25 protein-coding genes, 1 pseudogene and 1 riboswitch are annotated in these 23675 nt (G+C 63.9%); of the genes and pseudogenes, 12 read left to right on the top strand and 14 right to left on the bottom strand.

Going from position 1 to position 23675, the window contains the following annotated elements:
* Positions 1-33: 33 nt before the first annotated feature.
* From Q8O29_RS07790 to Q8O29_RS07770, 5 genes are all read left to right on the top strand, one after another.
* Entirely contained in the window at positions 34-573 is a 540-nt protein-coding gene (locus Q8O29_RS07790) for a phosphatidylglycerophosphatase A (RefSeq protein WP_305561525.1), read from the top strand.
* Between the two features lie 65 nt (positions 574-638).
* Complete coding sequence (locus tag Q8O29_RS07785; RefSeq protein ID WP_305561549.1) at positions 639-1076, top strand: CinA family protein; 438 nt, start codon at positions 639-641, stop codon at positions 1074-1076.
* A 7-nt stretch (positions 1077-1083) separates the two neighbouring features.
* Complete coding sequence (locus tag Q8O29_RS07780) at positions 1084-2322, top strand: MFS transporter (RefSeq protein WP_305561523.1); 1239 nt, start codon at positions 1084-1086, stop codon at positions 2320-2322.
* Between the two features lie 54 nt (positions 2323-2376).
* Complete coding sequence (locus tag Q8O29_RS07775) at positions 2377-3213, top strand: hypothetical protein (protein ID WP_305561521.1); 837 nt, start codon at positions 2377-2379, stop codon at positions 3211-3213.
* Between the two features lie 236 nt (positions 3214-3449).
* The gene (locus Q8O29_RS07770; protein ID WP_305561519.1) at positions 3450-3887 is read left to right on the top strand and encodes an FKBP-type peptidyl-prolyl cis-trans isomerase; all 438 of its coding nucleotides are present in this window, start codon (positions 3450-3452) and stop codon (positions 3885-3887) included.
* Between the two features lie 24 nt (positions 3888-3911).
* Here the strand turns inward: Q8O29_RS07770 and Q8O29_RS07765 are convergent, their stop codons facing one another.
* Complete coding sequence (locus tag Q8O29_RS07765; RefSeq protein WP_305561517.1) at positions 3912-4895, bottom strand: LLM class flavin-dependent oxidoreductase; 984 nt, start codon at positions 4893-4895, stop codon at positions 3912-3914.
* Positions 4896-5020: 125 nt separating this feature from the next.
* On the opposite strand from Q8O29_RS07765, the pseudogene Q8O29_RS07760 reads away from it, so the two are divergent.
* The 5 genes and pseudogenes from Q8O29_RS07760 (at position 5021) to Q8O29_RS07740 (ending at position 8115) form a co-directional block, all read left to right on the top strand.
* A pseudogene (locus Q8O29_RS07760) lies at positions 5021-5495 on the top strand (nuclear transport factor 2 family protein).
* 129 nt (positions 5496-5624) lie between these two features.
* Positions 5625-6533 carry an alpha/beta fold hydrolase gene (locus Q8O29_RS07755; RefSeq protein ID WP_305561515.1) on the top strand — a complete coding sequence of 303 codons (909 nt, stop codon included), beginning with the start codon at positions 5625-5627 and terminating at the stop codon, positions 6531-6533.
* Positions 6534-6587: 54 nt separating this feature from the next.
* Positions 6588-7046 carry a GNAT family N-acetyltransferase gene (locus tag Q8O29_RS07750; RefSeq protein ID WP_305561513.1) on the top strand — a complete coding sequence of 153 codons (459 nt, stop codon included), beginning with the start codon at positions 6588-6590 and terminating at the stop codon, positions 7044-7046.
* A gap of 175 nt (positions 7047-7221) precedes the next feature.
* Positions 7222-7821, top strand: coding sequence for a hypothetical protein (locus tag Q8O29_RS07745; protein ID WP_305561512.1), 600 nt, complete (start codon positions 7222-7224; stop codon positions 7819-7821).
* Between the two features lie 45 nt (positions 7822-7866).
* Positions 7867-8115, top strand: a complete 249-nt coding sequence (locus Q8O29_RS07740; RefSeq protein WP_305561510.1) for a hypothetical protein — start codon at positions 7867-7869, stop codon at positions 8113-8115.
* 35 nt (positions 8116-8150) lie between these two features.
* Here the strand turns inward: Q8O29_RS07740 and Q8O29_RS07735 are convergent, their stop codons facing one another.
* The 9 genes from Q8O29_RS07735 to argS all read right to left on the bottom strand — a co-directional run bounded on the left by Q8O29_RS07735 (position 8151) and on the right by argS (position 17574).
* The gene (locus Q8O29_RS07735) at positions 8151-9002 is read right to left on the bottom strand and encodes a UPF0149 family protein (RefSeq protein WP_371134173.1); all 852 of its coding nucleotides are present in this window, start codon (positions 9000-9002) and stop codon (positions 8151-8153) included.
* Between the two features lie 166 nt (positions 9003-9168).
* Entirely contained in the window at positions 9169-9612 is a 444-nt protein-coding gene (locus Q8O29_RS07730) for a putative toxin-antitoxin system toxin component, PIN family (protein ID WP_305561508.1), read from the bottom strand.
* A complete protein-coding gene (locus tag Q8O29_RS07725) occupies positions 9609-11030 on the bottom strand; it encodes a class I SAM-dependent RNA methyltransferase (protein ID WP_305561506.1) in 1422 nt (473 codons plus the stop codon). The genes Q8O29_RS07730 and Q8O29_RS07725 overlap by 4 nt, the downstream gene beginning before the upstream one ends.
* A gap of 14 nt (positions 11031-11044) precedes the next feature.
* Positions 11045-12589 carry an RNA polymerase factor sigma-54 gene (locus tag Q8O29_RS07720; RefSeq protein WP_305561504.1) on the bottom strand — a complete coding sequence of 515 codons (1545 nt, stop codon included), beginning with the start codon at positions 12587-12589 and terminating at the stop codon, positions 11045-11047.
* Between the two features lie 146 nt (positions 12590-12735).
* Complete coding sequence (gene lptB / locus Q8O29_RS07715; protein WP_305561502.1) at positions 12736-13503, bottom strand: LPS export ABC transporter ATP-binding protein; 768 nt, start codon at positions 13501-13503, stop codon at positions 12736-12738.
* A gap of 10 nt (positions 13504-13513) precedes the next feature.
* Positions 13514-14131, bottom strand: a complete 618-nt coding sequence (gene lptA, locus Q8O29_RS07710) for a lipopolysaccharide transport periplasmic protein LptA (protein ID WP_305561500.1) — start codon at positions 14129-14131, stop codon at positions 13514-13516.
* Positions 14132-14481: 350 nt separating this feature from the next.
* Complete coding sequence (locus tag Q8O29_RS07705; RefSeq protein WP_305561498.1) at positions 14482-15132, bottom strand: thiol:disulfide interchange protein DsbA/DsbL; 651 nt, start codon at positions 15130-15132, stop codon at positions 14482-14484.
* Positions 15133-15195: 63 nt separating this feature from the next.
* On the bottom strand, positions 15196-15843 hold the full coding sequence (locus Q8O29_RS07700) for an SPOR domain-containing protein (RefSeq protein ID WP_305561545.1): 648 nt from the start codon (positions 15841-15843) through the stop codon (positions 15196-15198).
* 54 nt (positions 15844-15897) lie between these two features.
* On the bottom strand, positions 15898-17574 hold the full coding sequence (gene argS, locus Q8O29_RS07695; protein WP_305561496.1) for an arginine--tRNA ligase: 1677 nt from the start codon (positions 17572-17574) through the stop codon (positions 15898-15900).
* Between the two features lie 60 nt (positions 17575-17634).
* Positions 17635-17725, top strand: a riboswitch (glycine riboswitch).
* A gap of 214 nt (positions 17726-17939) precedes the next feature.
* On the opposite strand from argS, the gene Q8O29_RS07690 reads away from it, so the two are divergent.
* Entirely contained in the window at positions 17940-19247 is a 1308-nt protein-coding gene (locus Q8O29_RS07690) for a D-amino acid dehydrogenase (protein ID WP_305561494.1), read from the top strand.
* Here Q8O29_RS07690 and Q8O29_RS07685 read toward each other — a convergent pair.
* Positions 19238-20164: an HTH-type transcriptional regulator ArgP gene (locus Q8O29_RS07685; RefSeq protein ID WP_305561492.1), complete on the bottom strand. Its 927-nt coding sequence runs from the start codon at positions 20162-20164 to the stop codon at positions 19238-19240. The two genes, Q8O29_RS07690 and Q8O29_RS07685, sit on opposite strands and share 10 nt — an antisense overlap.
* 82 nt (positions 20165-20246) lie before the next feature.
* Here Q8O29_RS07685 and Q8O29_RS07680 point away from each other — a divergent pair, with 82 nt between their 5' ends.
* Positions 20247-20882, top strand: coding sequence for a LysE/ArgO family amino acid transporter (locus tag Q8O29_RS07680; RefSeq protein ID WP_305561490.1), 636 nt, complete (start codon positions 20247-20249; stop codon positions 20880-20882).
* Here Q8O29_RS07680 and Q8O29_RS07675 read toward each other — a convergent pair.
* The 3 genes from Q8O29_RS07675 to Q8O29_RS07665 all read right to left on the bottom strand — a co-directional run bounded on the left by Q8O29_RS07675 (position 20879) and on the right by Q8O29_RS07665 (position 23657).
* Positions 20879-21328, bottom strand: coding sequence for a DUF2214 family protein (locus Q8O29_RS07675; RefSeq protein ID WP_305561488.1), 450 nt, complete (start codon positions 21326-21328; stop codon positions 20879-20881). The two genes, Q8O29_RS07680 and Q8O29_RS07675, sit on opposite strands and share 4 nt — an antisense overlap.
* Positions 21329-21341: 13 nt before the next feature.
* On the bottom strand, positions 21342-22379 hold the full coding sequence (locus tag Q8O29_RS07670) for a LysR family transcriptional regulator (protein ID WP_305561486.1): 1038 nt from the start codon (positions 22377-22379) through the stop codon (positions 21342-21344).
* Positions 22380-22442: 63 nt separating this feature from the next.
* On the bottom strand, positions 22443-23657 hold the full coding sequence (locus tag Q8O29_RS07665) for a CaiB/BaiF CoA transferase family protein (RefSeq protein WP_371134175.1): 1215 nt from the start codon (positions 23655-23657) through the stop codon (positions 22443-22445).
* Positions 23658-23675 lie beyond the last annotated feature (18 nt).

Here is a 23675-nt window from a genome sequence, read left to right as displayed (position 1 = left end):
TTCTTCCCAACACGCCGCTTGCCTGTGAACTCGATGAACCCTGTTGCCAACCCCACCAGCGCCTATTCCAGCGTGCCGCCGCGCCGGGCGAGTGCCGGTTTCATGCTGGCGCACCCGGCGCATTGCATCGCGCTGGGTTTTGGCTCAGGCCTGAGCCCGGTGGCGCCCGGCACGGTCGGCACCTTGTGGGCCTGGCTGGCCTTTGTGCTCATGGCGCCCTGGCTGACGACCTTGCAGATCGGCGTGCTGATTGCCCTGGCCGTGCTGGCAGGCATCTGGGCCTGCACCGTGACGGCTAGACACATGGGGGTGGCCGACCCCGGCAGCATCGTTTGGGACGAGGTGGTGGCTTTCTGGCTGATTCTGTGGCTGATCACCCCGGCCGGTTTCTGGGGCCAGCTTGTGGCCTTTGTGCTGTTCCGGTTTTTTGACGCGGTGAAGTTTGGCCCGACCGCCTGGGCCGACCGCACTTTCAAGGGGTTTGGCTGGCGCGGCGGCTTCGGCATCGTGCTGGACGATCTCGCCGCCGCCTTCTGCACCTTGCTGGTGATTGCCGTCTGGAGGTTCTGGTGAGTCACAATTTGCCATCAAAAAAAGAGCTGCTTGCGCAAGCCCATGCTGGGCTGCTGGCCGATTTGATGCTTAAAAAAAACTGGATGCTGGCCAGCGCTGAAAGTTGCACCGGCGGTTTGATCTCCGCCGCGTGTACCGACCTGGCGGGCTCCAGCAACTGGTTCGAGCGCGGCTTTGTGACCTACTCCAATGAAGCCAAGACCGAGCTGCTGGGTGTGGATGCGGCGCTGATCGATACGCACGGCGCGGTCAGCGAAGAAGTCGCGCGCGCCATGGCGGCCGGCGCCATCGCGCGTTCCAGGGCGCAGGTGGCGGTGGCAGTGACCGGCGTGGCGGGCCCCAGCGGCGGCAGCCGGGCCAAGCCGGTGGGCACGGTCTGGTTCGGCTTCATGCTGGACGGTCGGCTCAGCAGCGAGGTCCAGCACTTCGGCGGTGACCGCGCTGCGGTGCGCCTTGCCACCGTGCAGCATGCGCTGCAGCGGCTGGTACAACTGCTGGGCTGACACGGCCATGCCCCACACCCCTGCTGCTGCCGACCTGATTGACTCCGCCACGGCCTGGCGCCGCCTGCTGGTGACACTGGCGCTGATGACCGTGGGCGCTGCCGGCATGTATGTGGTGCCGGTGGTGTTGCCGGCGGTGCAGGCCGACTTTGGCGTGGCGCGGGCCGACGCTGCCTTGCCCTACACCTTGCTGATGGTCGGCTTTGGCATAGGCGGCATGCTGATGGGCCGGCTGGCCGACCGTTTTGGCGTGGCCGTGCCCTTGAGTGTGGGCGCCGTTGGCATGGGCCTGGGCTTTGCGGCGGCCGCCATGTCGGGCAGCGTCTGGCTGTTTGCGCTGGCGCACGGCGTGTTGATTGGCCTGCTCGGTAGCTCGGCCACGTTTTCCCCGCTGCTGGCCGACACCTCGCTGTGGTTTGCGCGGCGTCGCGGCATTGCGGTGGCGGTGTGCGCCAGCGGCAACTACCTGGGCGGCGCGCTCTGGCCGCCCATCATCCAGCACTTTGTTGAAAGTGTGGGCTGGCGCCAGACCTACTGGGGCCTGGGCCTGTTTTGCAGCCTGGCGATGCTGGGGCTGGCCCAGCTGATGCGCCAGCGCCCGCCGGCCCTCGCTTTGGCGCCTGTCAATGTGCGCGGTGTTGCCGCCAGTGACCGACCTTTCAACCTGACGCTGGGCCAGGCGCAGGCGCTGCTGTGTGTGGCTGGTTTGTCCTGCTGCGTGGCCATGTCCATGCCGCAGGTGCACATCGTGGCGTATTGCAGCGACCTGGGTTTTGGTGCGGCGCGTGGTGCGGAGATGTTGTCGCTGATGCTGGCTTGCGGCATTGTGAGCCGGCTGATCTCCGGCGCCATCTGCGACCGCATAGGCGGGCTGCGCACGCTGCTGCTCGGCTCGGCCTTGCAAACCGTCGCGCTGCTGCTGTTCATTCCGTTTGACGGCATGGTCTCGCTGTATGTGATCTCGGCGATGTTCGGCCTGTTTCAGGGCGGCATTGTGCCGAGCTACGCCATCATCGTGCGCGAGCATTTTCCCGCCGCCGAAGCCGGTGCCCGCGTCGGCACCGTGATCATGTTCACCATGCTGGGCATGGCACTGGGCGGCTGGATGTCCGGCAAGGTGTTTGACCTCACCGGCTCCTACGACGCCGCCTTCTTCAACGGCATCGCCTGGAACCTGCTGAACTTCGGTGTGGTGCTGTTTTTGCTGCGCCGCACGCTCAGGCAAACTGCCAGCCCGGACAGGTAAAGTGATTGTTGGCAGACCCATTTGCCGCGTAAGCAGCGCTTGACCAAGGACGCAATGCACAGACCACCATGGCGACAGAAGTTTTGGCAGCCGGTCGGCCGGGCCGTGCGCCGGGTGGCTATGCTGCTGCCCCTGTTGCTCCACCCCTCGGTGCAGGCGCTGCAGTGGGACCTCAGCAACCCGTTTCCCGATGGCCCGCTTGCCGGTGTGGCGCGCGGCATCACGCTCAGCGGTGAGCTGCTGCCTGGCGACACCGGCAAGCTGGTGCAATGGATGCAGCGCCGACCGGCCGATGCCTGGCACAGTCTGGGCCGGGTGGAACTCAAAATCACTGGTGGCGACACCCGCGAAGCCTTGCTGCTGGCCGACACGCTGGCGCCGCTGTTCCCCTACATGGTGGCGGCGGGCAGCAGTTGTACCGGCCCCTGCGCCCTCATCTGGCTGTCTGGCGCCTGGCGCATGTTGGCCGAGGGAAGAATCGGGCTGCGGGCCGTGCCACCAGCCGCGCCGGCCGACAACAGCGCCAACCGGCCTGCTGATGCCCCGCCGGCTTTCGACCCGCTGCCGTCCCAATTGCGCAGTTATGCGCTCAAGCAAGGCTTGCCCTTGCCCTTCACCGAGCGCTGGCTGTCAGGAGGCAGCGGGCAGGTCTATTGGTTGAGCGAGCAGGACATCAATGCCACGGGCACCTGGCCGCCGTATTACTACGCAAAACTTCGCGCCAAATGCCCGGCGCTGGCGGCCACCGAAGAGTCATTTCATGCGCTGCGGCGCTGCGCGGCGCGGCTGGTGATCAGCCAAAAAGCTTTTGCCTTCGACAAGCTGATGGCAGGCGTGGACGATGCCTGGTGGAAGGAGAGCCGGGATGTGTTCCAAAGCGCGCCTAGATAGAGCCCCCACGTTCGCTCACTGCGTGTAGCTCTCTGCCCCCCTGGGGGGCCGCTGCGCCTGCGGACCGGCGAAGCCGGATCCGCGGCCCCTGCTTGACCAGAGATGTCTCCATGACTGCTACCTGTTCGTCCTGAGCTTGTAGACGGATGCCCCGCATCTGGTGGTGTTTGTGTGCAACGCTAACATGGGTGCATGGGTTGCCGTCGGCGGCCTTCTGAAATTCCCAAGGAGTTGTTGTGCGGTCCATCATTTGTGCCAGCGTTTTGTCCCTGTGTCTCCTGCCCGCTGCCTGGGCGCAGTCCGATGCGGCTGCGGCCGTCGCCGCCAAAGAGGCCGGCGCCTCCGTGAGCACCAGCGGGTTGGTCTACCGTTCGCTCAAGGACGGCAGCGGTGCCAGCCCGGCCGCGTCCGACACCGTACAGGTGCATTACCGTGGTCGCTTTCCCGGCGGCAAGGAGTTCGACAGCTCCTACTCGCGCAACGAGCCCACCGAGTTTCCGCTGAACCGGGTGATCCCATGCTGGACCGAAGGTGTGCAGAAAATGAAGGTCGGCGGCAAGGCCAAGCTCACCTGCCCGCCGGCGATTGCCTATGGAGCGCGCGGTGCCGGCGGCGTGATTCCGCCCAACGCCACGTTGGAGTTCGAGATCGAGCTGCTCTCAGTGAAGAAGTAGCCCCATATCGCGACTGCGCTCGCCTCAGCCTTGCAGGTTGCGGGTGATCTCGTAAGAGCGCAAGCGCGCCTTGTGGTCGAAGATCTGCGAGGTGATCATCAGCTCGTCGGCGCCGGTGCGGACCACGAAGGCCTGCAGGTCGCGCCGCACGGTATCCGGCGAACCGATGGCTGAGCAGGACAGGGTTTGCTCCAGGATCGCGCGCTCGGGCGGTGTGAGCCGCTCCTCGTAGCCCGCCACCGGTGGCTGCAGGCGCGAGGGCCGGCCGCTGCGCAGGTTGACGAAGGCCTGCTGCATGGACGAGGACAGCAGCCGCGCCTCGTCGGCGGTGTCGGCGGCAAACACATTGAAGCCCAGCATCACATGCGAGCGCTCCAGTTGCGCCGAAGGCCGGAAGCGGCTGCGGTAGACCTCAATGGCCTGCACCATCTGCGCCGGCGCAAAGTGCGAGGCAAAGGCAAACGGCAAACCGAGCTGGGCCGCAAGCTGGGCGCCGAACAGGCTGGAGCCGAGAATCCACACCGGCACCTGCAGCCCGGCACCGGGCACGGCGCGCACGCGCTGGCCCTCGGCCACCGGCTGGAAATAATGCATCAGTTCCACCACGTCCTGCGGGAACTCGTCGGGATTGGCGTTGAGGTCGCGCCGCAGCGCGTGTGCCGTGGCCTGGTCGGAGCCGGGCGCGCGGCCCAGGCCCAGATCAATGCGACCCGGAAACAGGGACTCCAGCGTGCCAAACTGCTCGGCAATCACCAGCGGCGAATGGTTGGGCAGCATGATGCCGCCGGCCCCCACCCTTATGCGCGAGGTGCCGCCCGCCACGTGCGCCATCACCACTGCTGTGGCGGCACTGGCAATACCAGGCATGCCGTGGTGCTCAGCCAGCCAGTAGCGCTGGTAGCCCCAGCGCTCGGCGTGTTGCGCCAGGTCCAGCGTGTTGCGCAACGATTGCGCGGCGTTGCTGCCTTCAGCAATAGGAGACAGGTCAAGAACAGAAAAAGGAATCATAAGTAGCCAGATGGGTTGATTGGCCACTTTATCAATGGCACCACCGCGCCGCTTGACGCGCGGCGTAGGCCTCACTCGCCCAAGGGTGTACGATTTCTCCAGCCCACCCCCCGCAGAAAATGCCCATGCACCCCCACCAACAAACCCTGGAAAAGTTCTACAGCGCCTTTGCGCACCTGGACTCTGACACCATGGCCCAGTGTTATGCACCCGACGTCCACTTTTGAGGACGAGGCTTTTTCGCTGCGCGGCCACACCCAGGTGACCGGCATGTGGCACATGCTTTGTGATACCACCCGCGCCAGGGGGCGCGACGTATGGAAGCTGACCTACAGCGATATTCTGGCCGACGCTGACACCGGCCAGGCACACTGGGAGGCCCACTATCGTTTCAGCGCCACCGGGCGCATGGTGCATAAGGTGATTGATGGACGTTTTACCTTTAACCCCCAAGGTCTGATTGCGACTCATAGTGACCGCTTCAACTTCTGGGCCTGGTCGCGCTGGGCACGCCGGGCTTGCTGCGGGGCTGGACGCCTTTTGCGTCACAAGGTGCGCGCCCCCGCCGCTGCCAATTTGCAGAAGTACCTGAAAAAATGATGCCCCCACGCTTGGCACCGTTTCCTGTTCATCCTGAGCTTGTTCAGGGATGTCCCCAGCGGGGGCTGACCTTGCCTGGGGTGGCCCTGCGCGGCGGCCGTTGATGCTCAACTTATCCAAGGAGTGACCATGGCCTCGACCCTGCCCGACACCTGGTTTGAAGGTTTTGAAGCGCGTGACTTCGAGGTCAACGGCACCTCCATCTTTGCGCGTTTTGGTGGCACCATGCAGGGGCCGACTCTACTCCTGCTGCACGGCTTTCCGCAAAGCCATGTGATGTGGCACCGCGTGGTGCAGGCGCTGCAGGCGCACTACTTTCTGGTGCTGCCGGACTTGCGGGGTTATGGCGACTCATCCAAAGTCCCTGGCCTGCCCGACCACAGCAACTACAGCAAACGCAACATGGCGCAAGACGCGCTGGCCCTGATGGATGCGCTGGAGCGTGACCGCTTCTTCCTGTGCGGCCACGACCGCGGCGGCCGCGTGGCGCACCGGCTGGCGCTGGACCACCCGGCCCGCGTGGACAAGCTGTGCCTGATCGACATCGCGCCCACGCTGGACATGTACAACGCCACCAACATGGCCTTTGCCAGCGCGTATTACCACTGGTTCCACCTGATCCAGCCCAGCCCGCTGCCCGAGACCATGATTGGCGGCAACGCGGTGGCCTACCTGCACGCCAAGCTGGGCGGATGGGGCAGCAAGGGGCTGAGTTACATCGAGGCCGAAGCCTTGATCGAATACGAGCGCTGCTTTTGCACACCCGAAGCCATTCACGCCGCGTGCGAGGACTACCGCGCCAGCGCCGGTATCGACCTGGTGCATGACCGCGAAAGCCGCGCGCGCGGCGACAAGATTGCCTGCGACACCCAGGTCTTGTGGGGCGAACGCGGTGTAGTGCAAAAGCTGTTTGACCCGCTGGCGTTGTGGCAGGCGCAGTGCAGCGGCATTGTCAGCGGCCACGCGATGCAGGCCGGGCACTTCATTCCTGAAGAGCTGCCGCTGGAAACAGCGCATGCGCTGAAGCTGTTCTTTTAACGATGCCTGACGCTCACAACAAGCCGCTTTTTTACTCATCAGCACCGGACTGACATGCCACCAATCAAGATACGCAGCATTGAACAAACCGACCTCGCAGCCTGGCAACCGCTTTGGGACGGCTACAACGCCTTTTATGGCCGCCATGGCGCAACTGCGCTGGCGTCCGAAATCACAGAAGTCACCTGGCAACGTTTCTTCAACCCGCTTGAGCCCGTGTTTGCACTGGTGGCAGAGCAGGACGGCCAGTTGCTGGGTCTGACCCACTACCTTTACCACCGCAGCACCACCCGCATCGAGCTGACGTGTTATTTGCAAGACCTTTTCACCGACCCGGCCGCGCGCGGCAAGGGCGTTGGGCGTGCGCTGATTCAAGGCGTGTACGAACAGGCCAAGGCAGCGGGCATTACACGTGTGTACTGGCAGACGCACACCACCAATGCGGCGGGCCGCCTGCTGTATGACAAGGTGGCCAAACATATGGGGTTTATTGTTTATTCGCAGGAGGTTTGAGGGGCGATGCCCGCCCATCAACCCTGCACCGTTTGTTATGACGGTTCTGGCACAGACACTGATCTGCTATTAAATCAGTAGCTGCTGACGCTCGTGTTCATTGGGTTGCAGGCCGAAATCATTGCTACTTTCAGGTTCCAAAGGGGGTTTTGACAGGGTGAGGGCAAGAACTGCGGTGTTTCGCAAGGTTTTATGCCTGTATGAATTTGCAGCGTTATGCGGTAAAACCTGCCAAGCACGCCGTCTGCAAGGAGTAAGCAATGTCCAGAATATCGAGCAAGGGCCAGTTGATGGAGCAGGTTTTGCGCCGTACATCGAGTCAGAGCTGATAGAAAACACACTGGCTGGAGACCCCATGTCTTTTCTCGCAGAACCCTGGCTTTCAGTCGCCAAAGCATTCGGATCTGTCGTGGCGTTCGCCATTACTTTGAGCGAGAAAAAGAGAGCCAAAGTGGCCAACTTTCTGGATGAAGTGGCAAAGTCGCTTGAGGGCATCGCCTCAGACGTGGATGCGGACAGAGACTTCAGCTCGAACTGCGTCAAGCTTGAGACATACGCGGGCAAGCTCCACGACCTATGCCAGTCAGTTTCGCCTGCATCAGACCTGCTTGCGCTGACCAGCAGGCTGAACCTCGCGGCAACTACGCCAAGCATGTTGTCCCAGCAAGCGGCGCTCGCCACATTGTCTGGCGTGGAGAAGGCAGCCGCGCTCCAGACCCTGCGCAACGCGGCCGCGCACTTCACGTCTTACGCGACCGTGCTGCGCACAAAGTGAATCTGAGCTCACGCGAAAACGGGTGACGACAGCGGAAGTGACTTTATGTATGTATTGTCTGGACGCAATCAAGCGGTCTTTTGTTACGGTGATGATCAACTCAAAAGGAGAATACAAATGGGAATAGCGCCTCAAATCATCAGAAAAGTTGTTGAGAAGGTAGCGCCTAAACTGGTTCCCAAAGAGGGCAAGCTGGAGGATGGGACGCTCAATGGCCCTGCGGCACGACGCGAACGGGGCATCAAGGAGGCGCAAGAGATAGAGAAACGTGAGAAACACAGCCGAACGGGTTGAGCCACGTCCGCCTCACTGCCGGTTGCTTTAGGGCCTCACCCCGCCCCATGACACTTCTTGTATTTCTTGCCGCTGCCACACGGGCATAAATCATTGCGCCCGGGCTCCGCTTCCTTGCGCACGGTCTCTACGCGCGGGCCCATGGTTTTCCAGAGTTCGCGCAGGTCGTAGACGGCCCAGATGGCGTCGCCAAAGGCGTTGAGGCGTGCAATGCTGGTGCTGGGCTTGCCTTCGTCGTTGAGCGGTGAGACCTGGGGCGCAGCGTCGTCGTCTTCGGTCATGGCCACCACGGCCTGTAGCGCGTCGTCCAGCCACTGGGCGGCGTCCTTGTCGCGCGGTGCGGCCCATTCTTCGGGCCAGCTTTCGACTGCAAACATAAAGCCCAGGGCCCAGACCTGGGCAAAGGCCGGCAGAAGTTCGCCCTTGCTTTCGCCCTGGAAGGCGACCTGCTCGTCGGGCGGCATGTCGGCTACGGCGCCGCGCACGTCCATCACCTCGGGGTGGTAACAGGCATCGTCTTCCAGCGACTCGACCTTGTTGTCCAGTGCGGTCGCTACTTCGTTCCAGCGCTGCGTCCACAGTGCCATGAAGCGCGCTTGCTGCGCTTCACTTGCAAACGAGCCGCCGTCCGGATCGGGCGCTTCGCCTTCGGCGGGTGTTCCCAGCAGCACCGGCAAATACTCGCTGGCGGCGATGGGGCGGCGTGAGCAGATCACGGCGGCCATGAACCCTTCACAAAACTCCCACTGCGGTGTTTCGTCGTAGCGGCTGCGCAAGTCGTCGAGGATGTCGTCAAGCTCCTCAAAACCCTCCACTTCCATCCAGGCTGTCTCGGGCGTTGAAGAAGGCGGGGTGGCAGAAGGGGCGGGCGGCTTGGAGGGTGTCATGAGAAAAACAGTGATAAGCCTCACGCGAGGCTCTTATGATCGAAAGTGTATCTGCCGCGCTGCGGCGGGTGCTACTGGCCGCAGGTCAGCGCACAGCTTTGTCGGCAGCAAGCCGGAGGACAAGGTGTCGAGCACCGGGGAACTGGCGCCTGCTGCTGCCTGAGTCTCAAGGTGCTATGTTATTAGTAGCTGCTTGCGCCCGGACACCAAGGGCCAGCAGCCTTTTTTGCATACAAAGAACGTCCTGGTCTTTGCTCAGCAGCCAGGCCTTGTGCGCCACCGCCAGGTCGATGAATATCTGGTCGTCCGCGTCGCTGCAAGTCACCGGCGCCTTGGCCGCTACGTCCGTGAGCCGCGCATGTCGGTCAAAGGCGGCCAGCACGTCGGCAGCGCTGAGCTGGTAGAAACCGAGGCGCGGGGCGATTTGCGGATAGGCCAGCACGCGCTCGAGTTCGTCGCGCATGGCCGGGGTCGCCAGCCAGTCCAGCGCGCCGGTCTGCAGGGCTTGCTTGAGGGGGAGTGCCGCCACATCGTTGAAGACGAAGAGGTCCAGCACGATGTTGGTGTCGAGGACGACTGCGCGGTGGGGCGCGTCTGTGGCGGCCCTCACCCCAGCCCTCTCCCAGATGGAGAGGGAGCGAGAGGGGAAGGGGGAGCAAGACCGGGCGCGGGCTTGCCGCGTGCTGAGCCGGTCACCATGTCGAAGCGGAAGAGCCGGCATTCAATCGGGCCGTTCCACATCGGCACGCGGCGTGATTCCTTCAGGCGCATTTTTTGCGGCAGCTTCATGTCGGGGCTCAAGACATGGGCGGTCCAGCCCGCGTAGTTTTTCTTCCAGTGGCTGGCCAGCTGCGGAAAGAAATCAGAAACCTCTTCGCCGCTGTCGGTCTGCGCCTGTTCGCGCGCAGGGTTGGCGCTGCGGTCGCGTGCCGGGGCAGCGCCGGATTCATCGCGCTCATCGCCGTGGCCCTGCGCCAGCGGCTGGCCAAACTCGTCAATCGCCTCACCCTGGAACTGTGTTGACCGGCGCTGATCCCGACCCTGTGCCGCCGGAATGCCGGCCACGCCGGCCACATCGATCCGCTCGCCGTAAGGCGGGTTGACCAGCATCACGCCCGACGGCGCGGGCGGCATGCGTTGCAGCGCGTCGCCGCCGCGCAACTGCACCACATCGGCGACACCTGCGCGCTCCGCATTGCGCTGCGCAAAATCGACCATGCGGAAAGACACGTCGCTGCCGAACACCGGCGCCGTCGGCGCGGTGATCGCGGCCTCGGCCTGGTCCAGCAGGCCTTCCCAGACGTGGGACTGGAAGGGTACAAACTTTTCGAACGCGAAGCGCCGGCCCATGCCGGCGGCGATGTTGCGCGCCACCTGCGCCGCCTCGATGACGATGGTGCCGGAGCCGCAACAGGGGTCGTACAGCGGCACACCCTGTTTGCACAGGCCTTCGTCACCGCTCCAGCCGCTGGCGGCCAGCATGGCGGCGGCCAGGGTTTCCTTCAGCGGCGCATCACCCTTGTCCTCGCGCCAGCCGCGCTTGAACAGCGGCTCGCCCGAGGTGTCGATGTACAGCGTCACGGCGTCCGTGGTCAGGTGGGCGTAGATGCGCACGTCGGGCCAGCGGGTATCGACATCGGGCCGCACATCGTATTTGTCGCGGAAGCGGTCGGCAATCGCGTCCTTGATTTTCAAAGCGGCAAAGTTCAGGCTGGTCAGCGGGCTGTGCTGCGCGGTGATCTCGACCTTGAAGGTCTGTTTGGGTGTGAACCAGATCTCCCAGGCCACGGCGGCGGCCGCGTTGTACAGGTCCTGCTCGCTGCGGTAGCTGTTGTGCTGCAGCTCGATCAGCACGCGCTGGGCCAGGCGGCTGTGCAGGTTGAGTTGTAGCGCGTCGCGCCAGGAGCCAGCCACCTGCACACCGGCGCGCCAGGCTTTGCCGGTGGTGCCGGTGATGCGTTTGACTTCAAGAGCCAGCAGCTCCTCGACGCCGGCGGCGCAAGGCAGAAAAAGTTGGAGTTGGTTCATCGTCTGGGCCTGGTTTAGAGGGAGCGCCGCAGGTTGGCCGGCGCGATACGCAGGGCTTCGCGGTACTTGGCAACGGTGCGGCGCGCGCATTCAATGCCCTGCTCTTTGAGCATTTCAGAAATCTGGTTGTCGCTGAGCGGCTTTTTAAGGCTCTCGGATGCGACGAATTGTTTGATCAGCGCGCGCACGGCCGTGCTGGATGCGTTGCCGCCGGTTTCGGTACCCAGCGCCGAGCCAAAGAAGTATTTGAGCTCGAAGGTGCCAAACGGCGTGCTCATGTATTTGGCGGTGGTCACGCGCGAAATGGTCGATTCATGCAGGCCCAGCTCGTCGGCAATCTCGCGCAGCACCAGCGGGCGCATGGCCAGCTCGCCATGCGTGAAGAAGTTTTTCTGCCGCTCCACAATCGCGCTGCTGACGCGCAGGATGGTGTCAAAACGCTGCTGGATGTTCTTGATGAACCAGCGCGCCTCCTGCAGGCGCTGCTGCAACGCGGCGCCGCCCTGGCCCTTGTTCTGCTTGATTGCATTGGCGTAGATGTCGTGCACACGCAGGCGCGGCATTACATCGCTGTTGAGCGACACCTTGAACCCCCGGCCGGATTTGACCACCAACACGTCGGGCACCACCAGGTTGCGCTCGACATTGACAAAACGCCGGCCCGGCTTGGGGTCGAGCCGGCCGATCAAGGCAATCGCGCCCTTGATCACCGTGTCCGAAAAACCGCAGAGCTGCACCAGCCGTTTCACGTCACGTTTGGCCAGCAATTCCATGGGCTGCTGGCACATGGCGATGGCAGCACGGGTTTCGTCGCAGTTGCGGCAATCGAGCAGTTGCAGGCCCAGGCACTCAGCCAGGTTGCGCGCGCCCACGCCTGGAGGCTCCATGTGATGCAACAACTTGAGCGCCACCGAAAACTCGTGCTCCAGCGCTTCCACCTGCTCCAGATCGTCCCCGGCCAGACCGGCGGCCAGCGAGGCCAGGCTGTCTTCCAGGTAGCCGTCGTCATTGAGCGATTCGATCAGAAAATGCAGCGCTGCCTTGCCCTCGGGCGACAGGCGCAGCGACAGCGCCTGCCGGTGTAGATGCTCCTGCAGCGACTCATGGCCGCGCGCCAATTCGGTGGCATCGACATCGCTGTCGTCGTTGTTGTTGTTCTTGTTCTTGCGCGGGGTGGCGTCACCGCCCCACTCGTTGTCATCGGGTGCGGTCTCGACGCTGCCGTCGCCTTCCCAGCTTTCTTCGAGTTTAGCTTCGCTGCTGGGCTCGGCATCGCTGGTGCTGGCGGGACCGCTGTCGTCCGGAATACTGGCCGCCGTGTCCGTGGTGGACTCGAACTCGCGCGTCTCCTGGCTCACCGGCGTGTCGGTCTGGCCCAGCCCGAAGTCCTCACGCGGCGCGGCATCTTCGGACACCTCCAGAAACGGGTTCTCGTCGAGCATTTGCTCAACCTCCTGGCTCAGCTCCAGCGTTGAGAGCTGCAGCAGGCGGATCGACTGCTGCAACTGGGGCGTGAGCGCCAGATGCTGCGAGACGCGGAGGGAAAGTCCCTGCTTCATGCCACCCCCTAAACGCGCAGCAACGCGGGTTGGGAGGTATTAACCAAGCGGGGGCCGCGCAACCGGCTTAGCCGGGGCGCAGGCGCCGCCCCCTGCAGGGGGGAGGGAGCTACACGAAGTGAGCGACAACGGGGGGGAACCATGGCCTACATCTTGAAGTGCTCACCGAGATACACCCGGCGCACATCGGCGTTGTTGACGATTTCGGACGGCGTGCCGGTGGCCAGCACATGGCCATCGCTGATGATGCAGGCGTGGTCGCAAATGCCCAGGGTTTCACGCACGTTGTGGTCGGTGATCAGCACGCCGATACCGCGGGATTTGAGGAAACCGATGATCCGCTGAATCTCGATCACGGCGATCGGGTCGATACCGGCAAACGGTTCGTCGAGCAGGATGAAGCGGGGCTGCGTCGCCAGCGCGCGGGCAATCTCGACGCGGCGGCGCTCGCCGCCGGACAGCGCCGGCGCCGGCGAGTCACGCAGGTGGTCCACGCGCAAGTCCTGCAGCAGGCTGTCAAGGCGCGCATTGAGCACATCGGCGGCCAGTGGTTTGCCGGCCTCGTCGGTCTGCAGCTCCAGCACGGCGCGCACATTTTGCTCGACCGTGAGCTTGCGGAAAATCGAGGCTTCCTGCGGCAGATAGCTCAGGCCGAGGCGTGAGCGCTTGTGGATGGGCATGTGCTCGATCGACTCACCGTCGATGGTGATCTCGCCGGCATCGGCGCGCACCAGCCCGACGATCATGTAAAACGAGGTCGTCTTGCCGGCGCCGTTGGGGCCGAGCAGCCCCACGACTTCGCCCTTCTGGACGGTTAGCGAGACATCCTTGACCACCTTGCGGCTGCCGTAGGATTTTTGCAGGCCGCTGGCAACAAGGCGGCTGACGGGAGCGGTTTCCGGGGGCACATTCATTGAGACGGGTTTACTTTTTATCGTCGCCCAGCGTGGTGCTGGGGCGCAGGGTGGGCGTCGGACCGGCGGGCGGGGGCGTGACAACGGCGCCAGGCTTGTTGCGCGGCGCCAGCAGCGCGCGGATGCGGCCGGACGGGTTGCTGGCGGTGCGGTTCTGGCCGCTGCTGTCCACTGTGAAAACATCGGTCGGGTTGTCGTAAACAATCAGGTTGCCGATGGTTTCGTCGGCCAGCGTGGCGCCCACATAACGGCGCAATACGGCCTGCTTGATGAACTTGACGGTGTCGGCGCGGCTGTCGTATTCGATTTTTTCGCCCTCGCCCTCGATGTATTCGTCCACCAGGTCACGCTTCTTGCGGTAAAACGCCAGCTTGTCGGGGGCGGCATACACAAAGGCGGTCTGGTAGCCCTCGGCGTCCTGCATCACGTCCACACGCGCGCCGCGGATGATGATGGTGCCCTTGGTGATCACCACATTGCCGGTGAAAACGCTGGTCTGCTTGAGGTCGTCATACCGCAGCGCGTCGGCCTCGGCATTCATGGGTTTGTCGCGGTCGCCTTTTTCAGCGGCGGCCGGTAGGGCCGCCAGGGCAGCGGCCAGCATCAGTACACAGGCGGGGTAGTTCATAAGGGGCACGAATCTTGCTGCTTTGGTTGGATTGGATCATTGTAGCCACGCCGCTCCGCCAAATGGCGCAGCAAACAAAAAACCGCCCATGCGGGCGGCAAGTTTGATCGCCTAGAAGGCATCCTCCGACAAGCTCAGAACGAACGGATTGCGCGAAGATGAACCCCGAACCAGGCCAGCCAGGGCCGCGGATCTGGCTCTGCCAGTCCGCAGGCGCAGCGCCCCCTCGGGGCTGGTGCCTGCGGCTCCGAACCTGCTTGAGCAGGTTTGGACAGGCATCAGAAGCGAAGCCTCTGGCGAGCGGCGGCCTGCAAGGTGCGAGAGCTACACGCAGTGAGCGAGCGTGGGGGCTAACCTTTTCTGGCCTGAACCACCAGGTAGTCGGTGACCTGCAGCGCCCGGTCCATGTTTTTGGCGAGCTCGCCCGAGGTGTAAAAACGCCCGGCCACGCCCAGCGCCGGCACCCCGTCCACCTTGTAGGCGTCCTGCAACTGCGTGGCCTTGCGGGCCTTGGTGGCAATGGAAAACGAGTTGTACATCTCGCTGAATTTGGCCCGGTTCAGGCCCTGCTTTTCAGCCCAGGCCGCTATCAGCTCGGCGGTGTTGAGCAGTTGTTTTTCACCGTGGATGGCCAGAAACACCTTTTTGTGAAGCTCCTCGACCTTGTTCATGGCTTCGAGCACGAAGTACAGGCGCTGCTGCGGCTCGAAATCCGGCCGGAAGGACACCGGCACACGCCGCACCACCACATCTTTCGGGGCCTTTTTGATCCATTCTTCCAGTGCCGGCTCGAAGCGGTTGCAGTGCGGGCAGCTGTACCAGAAGAACTCCACCACCTCGATCTTGCCGGCCGGGGCTTCCACCGAGGCCGGTTTGTCGAGGACCAGGAAGTCGGTTCCCGCGCGCGGTGCCGGCGCCTGGGCCAGGGCTGTGGTGCCCAAGGCGCCCAGCGAGGCGGCGGCCATTGAAGCGGTGGCTATCGTAAATTCACGTCGTTGCATCAATCATTTCTCCGTTTAGTGCTGGATGGTGCGACAAGGTTGGACACCCTGCCGGCAGAAAGTTCAGCGCTGGACGCGCACCAGGGCGGTTTCGACGCCGCTGCCGTCCAGCCGTTCCTTGGCTTTGTCGGCCTCTTCTTTCTTGTCGAAAGGACCAAGGCGCACACGAAACACGGTGCGGCCCGATTGCTCGCGTTCTGTCACCTTGGCTTCCAGGCCCATCAACGAAATCTTGGCGCGCTGCTGTTCGGCGTCTTCGGGCGTGCGGAAAGCGCCGACCTGCACAAAGTAGCTGAACGGGTCGGCGCCCGAGGTGGCGGCCGGCGCTGGGGCCGCCGCCGGCCCCGTCATTTTGGCCTTGGCCAGATCGCCAATCGGATCGGCGGCGGGCTTGCCCGGCTTGGCGGCGGTCGGGTCGGCCACCGGCTTTTGGGCGGTGGCTGGCGAAGCAGGCTGGGGCGTCACATCGGTCACCGCCCCGGAGGCCGCAGCCGGCTTGGCCGGGTTCTTGCCGTACAGCGGGGCGTTCGGGTTCCAGTTCTGGTTCTTCTTGGCTTCGGCGGCGTCATGGTCCGGGCTGCGCGACTGGCCCTTGTTCATGAAGGGCACCGGCACCTTGGTGATGTAGACCGCCACGGCCAGCGCCGCAGCCAGGCCGATCAGCGCACCGATGATCAGGCCGAGCAGGGTGCCACCGCGTTGTTTTTTCATGCCTTGCCCGGTAGGCGTGTTGGAGAGCTTGCGCGCCATGGTGATGGTCATTCCTTACATTTTGCGCGGGGCATCGACGCCCAGCACAGCCAAGCCATTGTGCAACACCTGCGCCGTCGCCGCGACCAGCGCGAGGCGGGCCAACTTGACCGCTTCGTCATCGACCAGGATACGCTCGGCGTCGTAATAGCTGTGGTAACAGGCGGCGAGTTCGCGCAGGTAAAAGGCCACGTCGTGCGGCGCAAATCCGGCGGCCGCGTTGGTCAGCATCTCGGGATACCTGGCCATCAGCAGCATCAGCGCCTGCGCCTGCGCGCTGGCCAGAGCAGCCAGGTCCACATCCTTCAATGTGACTTCGTCGCCGCCCCAGGCCGCCAGCACCGAGCAGATGCGTGCGTGGGCGTACTGCACGTAATACACCGGGTTGTCGTTGTTTTTCGCCACAGCCAGGTCCACGTCGAAGGTGTACTCGGTGTCGGGCTTGCGGCTGAGCAGAAAGAAACGCACCGCGTCCTTGCTGGTCCACTCGATCAGATCGCGCAGGGTGACGTAGCTGCCAGCGCGCTTGCTGATTTTGACCTCTTCGCCGCCCTTGACCACACGCACCATGGTGTGCAGCACATAGTCGGGGTAACCTTCGGGAATGCCAACGCCTGCGGCCTGCAGGCCGGCGCGTACCCGCGCGATGGTGCCGTGGTGGTCCATGCCCTGGATGTTGATGGCTTTCGTGAAGCCGCGTTCCCACTTGGCCAGGTGGTAGGCGACGTCGGGCACAAAGTAGGTGTAGCCGCCGTCGCTCTTGCGCATCACGCGGTCCTTGTCGTCGCCGTAGTCGGTAGACCGCAGCCACAGCGCGCCGTCGAGTTCGTAGGTCTTGCCGGCGGCTTTGAGTTTGGCCACGGTGTCCTCGACCCGGCCCGAGCTGTACAGGCTGGACTCCAGGTAGTAGTTGTCAAACTTCACCGCAAAGGCCTGCAGGTCGAGGTCCTGCTCGCGGCGCAGATAGGCCACGGCAAACTGGCGGATCGCGTCCAGGTCGGCGATGTCGCCCGAGGCGGTGAATTCGCGGTCATCGGACTTGACGGTTTTCTTCGCCATGAAGTCGGCCGCGATGTCGGCGATGTAGTCGCCGTTGTAAGCCGGTTCGGGCCAACCGGCATCACCCGGTTTCAAGCCCTGGGCGCGTGCCTGTGTGCTGGTGGCCAGCGTGTGGATCTGCACGCCCGCGTCGTTGTAATAAAACTCGCGGTACACGTCCTGGCCCTGGGTCGCAAACAGGTTGCAGATCGCGTCGCCCAGCGCGGCCTGCCGGCCGTGGCCCACATGCAGCGGGCCGGTCGGGTTGGCCGAGACAAACTCGACCAGCACGCGTTGCCCGGCCTGCGGCGGCTTGACGCCGTACAGACCGGCGGCATTCAGCACCTCACGCACGGTCTGCTGCTTGGCCTCGGGCTTGAGCCGGAAGTTGATGAAGCCGGGCCCGGCGATCTCGATCGCATCGACCCAGCGCTGGTAGACCGGCGTGGCCAGCAGCGCGGCTTTCAGGCCATCGGCCACCTGGCGCGGGTTGAGCTTGAGCGGCTTGGCCAGTTGCATGGCCGCAGTGGAGGCGAAGTCGCCGTGGGCCGCGACCTTGGGCGACTCGAAAGCCGCCTTCTGGCCGGCACCGGGGGACAGTTGGTCCAGCTCGGCAGCCAGGGCCGCGAGCAATTCTTGTTTGACGAGGAGCATGGCTTGATTTTACGGGCGCGCGTGCTGGCCGCCGCTGCAGCCGACCGCCATGGCAAAATACAGTTTCATTCAAGAGAGTGTTTGCGCCCGCGCAGACCGCCGAAGGCGCAATCTCCCATGATCGCTCAGGCTCCCGTATTGAATGAAACACGCCGAATCTGGAGAGAGTTGCCGCGCGATGCGGCGACCACCGAAGGAGCAAAACCCGAAGCGCTGGATGCGCGGCAGGTTGAATCTCTCAGGTACCAAGGACAGTGGGAGCGGCACCCCGACGGGTGCACGCCGCCGCTTTGAAACGCTACCAATTTCATAGCTGCTCACGCATGCCCGGCAAGGGCTTGCGACCTTTTTTCCTTGGAGTTTTCATGAAAGTCACTGTTTTGGGTGCCGGCGTCACCGGCATCACCACGGCCTGGTTTTTGCGCCAGGCCGGCCACGAGGTCACTGTGGTAGAGCGCCAGCCCGGCGCCGGCCTGGAAACCAGTTTTGCCAACGGCGGGCAGGTTTCGGTCAGCCACGCCGAACCCTGGGCCAACCCGGGCGCGCCGTTCAAGGTCTTGAAGTGGCTGATGCGCGAAGACGCGCCGCTGTTGTTTCGGCTGCGCCCCGATCTGAACCAGTGGCTCTGGGGCCTGGACTTTCTGCGCCAGTGCACACCAGGCCGCACGCGGCACAACATCAAACAGATGGTGAACCTGGGGCTGTATAGCCGGGCCACGCTGCAACAACTGCGCGCTGCCACCGGCATCGACTACCAGCAGAAAACCGCGGGCATTCTGCATTTCTACACCAGCGAAAAAGAGTACGCAGACGCCCAGGCACCGGCCGCGCTGATGCGTAAATACGGTTGCGAGCTCGACATGAAAACGCCGGACGAATGTGTGGCGATTGAACCGGCGCTGGCCGCCAGCCGCAGCCAGCTGGTGGGCGGCAGCATGACAGCCAGCGACGAGTCTGGCGATGCCCATCAGTTCACCGCCAGGCTGGCGGCGCTGTGTACTTCGGCGGGCGTCGAGTTTCTGTACAACACCCGCATCGTCGGTGCGCGCAAGGAGGGCAACACACTGGCGGCGGTACAGATTGCGAATGCCGACGGCATCGTCAGTGAGCTCCAGTCCGACGCCTATGTGATGTGCCTGGGCAGCTACAGCGCGCAGTGGGCGGCGCTGCAGGGCCAGAGCCTGCGCATCTACCCGGCCAAGGGTTACTCGGTCACCTTGCCGGTGATCAATGAAGCGGCGTCCTTCAATGTGTCATTGACTGACGACGAGTACAAGCTGGTGTTTTCGCGCCTGGGCAATCGCCTGCGTATTGCCGGCACCGCCGAGCTGGGCGGCTACAACACCGACCTGAATCTGGTGCGCTGCGAAGCCATTGTGCGGCGCGTGCGCCAGCTGTTTCCGGAAATGACAGACGGAAAAAATGCCCAGTACTGGACCGGGCTGCGGCCTGCCACGCCGTCCAACGTGCCCTACATCGGCGCCTCCCAAACCCGCAAACTGTTTTTGAACACCGGGCACGGCACGCTGGGCTGGACACATGCCTGCGGCTCGGGCGCGGCGATTGCCGACATCATCAGTGGCCGCGCGCCCGAGGTGGACTTTGCCTTCACGGGTCTGGCGCAGAAAGGCAAGCGGTTCTGGCTGGGCCGACCCGCTGCTGCTCAAATCTGAGGCAGGCGGGCACGAGCAGCGTCTTTCACGGCCCGGGTCAGCCGCTGCGCGAGCACCGGCTCCCGCGTCCAGTGCTGCCAGTACAAGGTCACGTCCACATAGCGGCCGGGCAGCACCTCGGCCAGGGGCGGGCGGTGGCCACGCCCCGCCAGCAGCAGCTCGGGCACCATGCCCCAGCCCATGCCCAGCTCCAGCGCCAGCTCGAACGCATCGACCGCAGGCACGAAATGGCGCGGGTAGTTGGCATGGCGCAGACCGAAGTGCTGCGCGAGGAAAGTGTCCTGTAATGCGTCTTTGCGGTTGAAGATCACCGCAGGGCTTTCCAGCAGGTGATGCGGTGACGGTGGGACTCGCGCTGAGCCTTTTTTCCATCGCGCGATCAAGGACGGCGCCGCCACGCAGTGGTAGCGCATCTTGCCCAGAGGCTCGGCCAGGCAGCCGCGCATGGGCTCTGCCAGGGTAGTGACGCAACCCGTCACATCGCCGCTTTGCAGCGCGTCGAGGGTGTGGTTCTGATCGTCAATCACGATGTCCAGCAGCAGATGGTGCTTGTGCAGGGCAGCGGCGAGCCCGGGCAAAAACCAGCTGGTGAGTGAATCGGCATTCACCGCCACACTCAAACTGCGCAACCGCGCCGCTTTGCCAGTGGTGCCGTACCCCTGGTGCCCGTCCAGCGTGCCCAGCACGTCTGCTTCCATCAAGCGGACCTGGCGCACATGCGCCAACAAAGTCTGGCCTGCGGGGGTGGCACGCGCCACTTTGCCGCGCACCAGCAGGCGTTGACCCATGCCTTCTTCAAGTGCCTTGATGCGCAAGGACACGGCCGCAAGGGTCAGGCTGAGCGACTTCGCCGCGGCGCTAAAACTGCCGTGTTCAATCACGGCGGCAAGTGCGTCGAGCTGGCGAGCATCCAACATCTTTTATTGACTATTTATTGAGTAAATTCAATTTTAGTTAATTTTCTTTAATTAATCGTCTTTGCAACAGACACTGAGGCTGATGACACCCCTGCTCACTTCCTCCTTTTTTGCCGGCATGGTCTTGAGCCTGTCGCTCATCATGGCCATTGGCCCGCAAAACGCACACATCATCCGCGTGGGCTTGCTGCGCCGGCATCTGTGGCTGACCGTTGGCGTCTGCGTGGCGACCGATGTGGTGCTGATCGCCATCGGTGTGGCGGGTCTTGCACAGCTGGGTGACATGTCGGGCACTGTCTTGCGCGTCATGACAGCTGCGGGAGCTCTGGTGCTTTTCTTCTATGGGGCGTCCGCGATGCGGCGCTTTTTCAAGACACCCTTGCATGCTGCGCCGCGGCCCGATGCGCAACCGGCGGCTGGCACCACGCGCCGCGAGGCCATAGGCCTGGCGCTGGCGCTGTCCTGGTTGAATCCACATGCCTGGCTGGACACCGCCGTGTTGATCGGCACAGCTTCCCTGGCTTATGCGCAGCCTCATAACGCGGTGTTCGGGCTGGGCGCGGCCACCGGCTCACTCTTGTGGTTTGTCGGGCTTGGGGCGGCACTGGGGTGCGCGGGTCAGCGGTTTGATTCGCCGGCTTTCTGGCGTGCGCTGGACCTGCTGGTGGCCCTGATGATGTGGGGCACCGCCCTGTGGCTGGTGCTGGGTCTGCGTTAACCGAAGCCACGCGCAAGGAAAACTGCGGCCAGCGGAATAAACGGAAGAATATGCGCCTGCAGCATGACCCGCCTGCGCGCCTTTTTTACCTGCGCCGCGTCGGGCAGGGCACCGTTGGTGCGCAGCGCACGTTGCCAGCGGGCAAACATCAGCGTGGGCTGGATGGACAACAGCCCGATGACGATAAACAGCCCCAGCTTGAGGTACAACAAGGGCTGGGTGCCATACCACTCGCCGCCCTTGGTGCCAAGGAACACGCGCAGCAGGCCGGTCGCGAAAACCGCAAGCGCTGCCACACCGTAGATCAGGTCAATCTTGCGCAGGCGCTCGACCACGGCCGCGTTCAGCCATTCTGAGCGGCACAAGGCTGCTTCACTGGCCAAAAACACCACCATGGTCAGGATGGCAAGGATGTGGGCATAGGCGAGCAGGGCTTCCAGCGTCATGAAAGGTCTTCTTTTACGGGACAGCGGTCGGTTGGCTGGCCCAGAACTCGGGGTGGCGATAGTGGTGCTTGAGAAAGTCTATCCAGAGCCGCACCCGCAGCGGCAGGTGTTTGCGCTGCGGAAAAACCGCATAAATGCCGTTGGGCGGCGCATCAAACTCCGTCAGCACCGCCACCAGTTTGCCGGCGGCAATCTCGGCCTCGACTTCCCAGGTGCTGCGCCAGGCAATGCCATAACCGGCCATGCACCAGTCGTGTAACACCTGGCCATCCGAACAATCGAGCGGGCCACCGGGTTTCAAATGGACGACATCGAAGCCGCCGTCGCCCGCCGCGTCCGTCAGGACGCCTTCATGTTGTTGCCCCTGGGCGTTGCGCGGAACGCCGGTGCCCGCATGGGCGCCTTCATGTTGTTGCCCCTGGGCATTGCGCGGAACGCGAAATGCCCAACCCCGGGTCTGGGATGCATCGCTGGACAGCGTCAGGCAATCGAACTTCGCCAGGTCTGTGGGCCGCTGCGGCGTGCCGTGCCGTTTCAGGTAATCGGGTGTGGCCACACACAGGCGCCGGTTGTCGGCCATGCGCACGCTGACCAGTGAGGAGTCGGGCATCTCGCCGACGCGCACCGCGCAATCGAAGCCTTCCCCGGCCACATCGACCACCCGGTCGCTGAGGTTCAGCGAAATCGTCACATCGGCATGCAGCTCGCGGAATTTCGGCACCAGCGGCGCGACATGGCGGCGGCCAAAGCCAGCCGGTGCGGTGATGCGCAAATGGCCGCTGGCCTTAACACCGCCGGCCGAGACGCTGGCCTCGGCATTGGCAAAATCCACCAGCAGGCGCTGGCAGTCCTCCAGAAAGGCGCTGCCTTCATGGGTCAGCGACATGCGGCGCGTGGTGCGCACCAGCAGCTTGACGCCCAGACGTTCCTCCAGCGCATCGAGGCGGCGACCCATGATGGCCGGTGCCACCCCTTCGGCCTTGGCGGCGGCAGTCAGGCTGCCGCGGGTGGCCACCGACACAAAAGATTCGAGCTGCTTGAGTTTGTCCATGCGACCCGATTATGCGCATGAAAGGTGGTAATTGTCTGGCGCAAAGGATGGATTACGCCGCCGTCAATCGAGCGCGCCGACCACGCCCTGGTCCCGCAAGCGCCTGATGTCGGTCTCGCAGTAGCCGAGACCGGCCAGCAGCTCTCGGCTGTGTTCGCCCAGCGCCGGCGGGTTCAGGCGTACGCCAGGGCGCCGGCCGTCCAGGGTCAGCGGCAGCAGCGGCACCTTGGTGTCGCGGCCGTCCGGCAGCCTCAAGGGCGCCAGCCCCCCAGTCTGCTGCAGGTGCGGGTCATCAAACAATTCCTGTGGTCGCGTGATCGGCGCGAAGGGCAGGCCCTGCGCCTCGAAGATGCCGCTCAGTTCGCTCGCAAGGTGCGGGGCCAGGCGTTCGCGCAACAGCGGCAGCAGCCAGCCCCGTGCGCGCACGCGGTCGTTGTTGGTCGCCAGCCGCGTATCGGCCTTGAGGTCGGCAAAAGCGAAAGCCTCGCAAAACAGCAGCCACTGGGTGTCGCTGACCACCGCCAGAAAAACCTGCGCGCCGTCCTTAACGGTGAACACGTCGTATATGCCCCAGGCCGAGATGCGGTCTGGCATGGGCGCGGCCGGCGCGCCGGTCACTGCAAACTGCATCATGTGCTGGGCCACCAGGAACACATTGTTTTCAAACAGTGCGGCCTGCACTTGCTGGCCCCTGCCGGTTGTGGCGCGTGCGGCCAGCGCCGCCATGGCGCCGATGGCGCCGAACATGCCGCCCATGATGTCGTTGACGCTGCTGCCAGCGCGCAGCGGGTCGCCGGGCCGGCCGGTCATGTAGGCCAGCCCGCCCATCATCTGCACCACCTCATCGAGCGCGGTACGGTGGTCATACGGGCCGGGCAGGAAACCCTTGTGGCTCACATAAATCAGGCGGGGATTCAGGGTGGACAGGCTGGCATAGTCCAGCCCCAGTCGCGCCATGGTCGCCGGCTTGAAGTTTTCGCTGACGATGTCGGCCGTGGCGATCAGTCTGAGCACCAGTTCGCGCCCCTCGGGCCGCTGCAGGTCCACCGCGATGCTTTTCTTGTTGCGGTTGAACAGCGGGAAAAAGCCCGCGCCTGAACCCAGCAGCCGGCGAGTGTTGTCGCCGGTCAGCGGTTCAACCTTGATGACCTCGGCGCCCAGGTCGGCCAGCACCATGCCGCAGGTCGGGCCCATCACCATGTGGGTGAACTCGATGACGCGAACACCGGCCAGCGGCAAGGCAGCGGCTTCAGGCGGCGGCTGGGCAGGGGAAGGCAGTGGGGGCACGCAAGATCC

It is taken from the genome of Polaromonas sp., from assembly GCF_030689685.1.
In the GTDB taxonomy this organism is placed as follows: Bacteria; Pseudomonadota; Gammaproteobacteria; order Burkholderiales; family Burkholderiaceae_C; genus Polaromonas.
The sequence above is the reverse complement of the archived record's forward strand: the minus strand, read 5'-3'. Positions and strand labels throughout refer to the sequence as shown.

Coding starts and splice junctions, on each gene's coding strand:
- Q8O29_RS07670 (WP_305561486.1), bottom strand. CDS start 22,379: ATGGACAAACTCAAGCAGCTCGAATCTTTTGTGTCGGTGGCCACCCGC.
- lptA (WP_305561500.1), bottom strand. CDS start 14,131: ATGAACTACCCCGCCTGTGTACTGATGCTGGCCGCTGCCCTGGCGGCC.
- Q8O29_RS07705 (WP_305561498.1), bottom strand. CDS start 15,132: ATGCAACGACGTGAATTTACGATAGCCACCGCTTCAATGGCCGCCGCC.
- Q8O29_RS07725 (WP_305561506.1), bottom strand. CDS start 11,030: ATGAACCAACTCCAACTTTTTCTGCCTTGCGCCGCCGGCGTCGAGGAG.
- Q8O29_RS07690 (WP_305561494.1), top strand. CDS start 17,940: ATGAAAGTCACTGTTTTGGGTGCCGGCGTCACCGGCATCACCACGGCC.
- Q8O29_RS07775 (WP_305561521.1), top strand. CDS start 2,377: ATGCACAGACCACCATGGCGACAGAAGTTTTGGCAGCCGGTCGGCCGG.
- lptB (WP_305561502.1), bottom strand. CDS start 13,503: ATGAATGTGCCCCCGGAAACCGCTCCCGTCAGCCGCCTTGTTGCCAGC.
- Q8O29_RS07750 (WP_305561513.1), top strand. CDS start 6,588: ATGCCACCAATCAAGATACGCAGCATTGAACAAACCGACCTCGCAGCC.
- Q8O29_RS07755 (WP_305561515.1), top strand. CDS start 5,625: ATGGCCTCGACCCTGCCCGACACCTGGTTTGAAGGTTTTGAAGCGCGT.
- Q8O29_RS07740 (WP_305561510.1), top strand. CDS start 7,867: ATGTATGTATTGTCTGGACGCAATCAAGCGGTCTTTTGTTACGGTGAT.
- Q8O29_RS07720 (WP_305561504.1), bottom strand. CDS start 12,589: ATGAAGCAGGGACTTTCCCTCCGCGTCTCGCAGCATCTGGCGCTCACG.
- Q8O29_RS07685 (WP_305561492.1), bottom strand. CDS start 20,164: ATGTTGGATGCTCGCCAGCTCGACGCACTTGCCGCCGTGATTGAACAC.
- Q8O29_RS07790 (WP_305561525.1), top strand. CDS start 34: ATGAACCCTGTTGCCAACCCCACCAGCGCCTATTCCAGCGTGCCGCCG.
- argS (WP_305561496.1), bottom strand. CDS start 17,574: ATGCTCCTCGTCAAACAAGAATTGCTCGCGGCCCTGGCTGCCGAGCTG.
- Q8O29_RS07785 (WP_305561549.1), top strand. CDS start 639: ATGCTTAAAAAAAACTGGATGCTGGCCAGCGCTGAAAGTTGCACCGGC.
- Q8O29_RS07680 (WP_305561490.1), top strand. CDS start 20,247: ATGACACCCCTGCTCACTTCCTCCTTTTTTGCCGGCATGGTCTTGAGC.
- Q8O29_RS07700 (WP_305561545.1), bottom strand. CDS start 15,843: ATGAAAAAACAACGCGGTGGCACCCTGCTCGGCCTGATCATCGGTGCG.
- Q8O29_RS07780 (WP_305561523.1), top strand. CDS start 1,084: ATGCCCCACACCCCTGCTGCTGCCGACCTGATTGACTCCGCCACGGCC.
- Q8O29_RS07765 (WP_305561517.1), bottom strand. CDS start 4,895: ATGATTCCTTTTTCTGTTCTTGACCTGTCTCCTATTGCTGAAGGCAGC.
- Q8O29_RS07735 (WP_371134173.1), bottom strand. CDS start 9,002: ATGACACCCTCCAAGCCGCCCGCCCCTTCTGCCACCCCGCCTTCTTCA.
- Q8O29_RS07675 (WP_305561488.1), bottom strand. CDS start 21,328: ATGACGCTGGAAGCCCTGCTCGCCTATGCCCACATCCTTGCCATCCTG.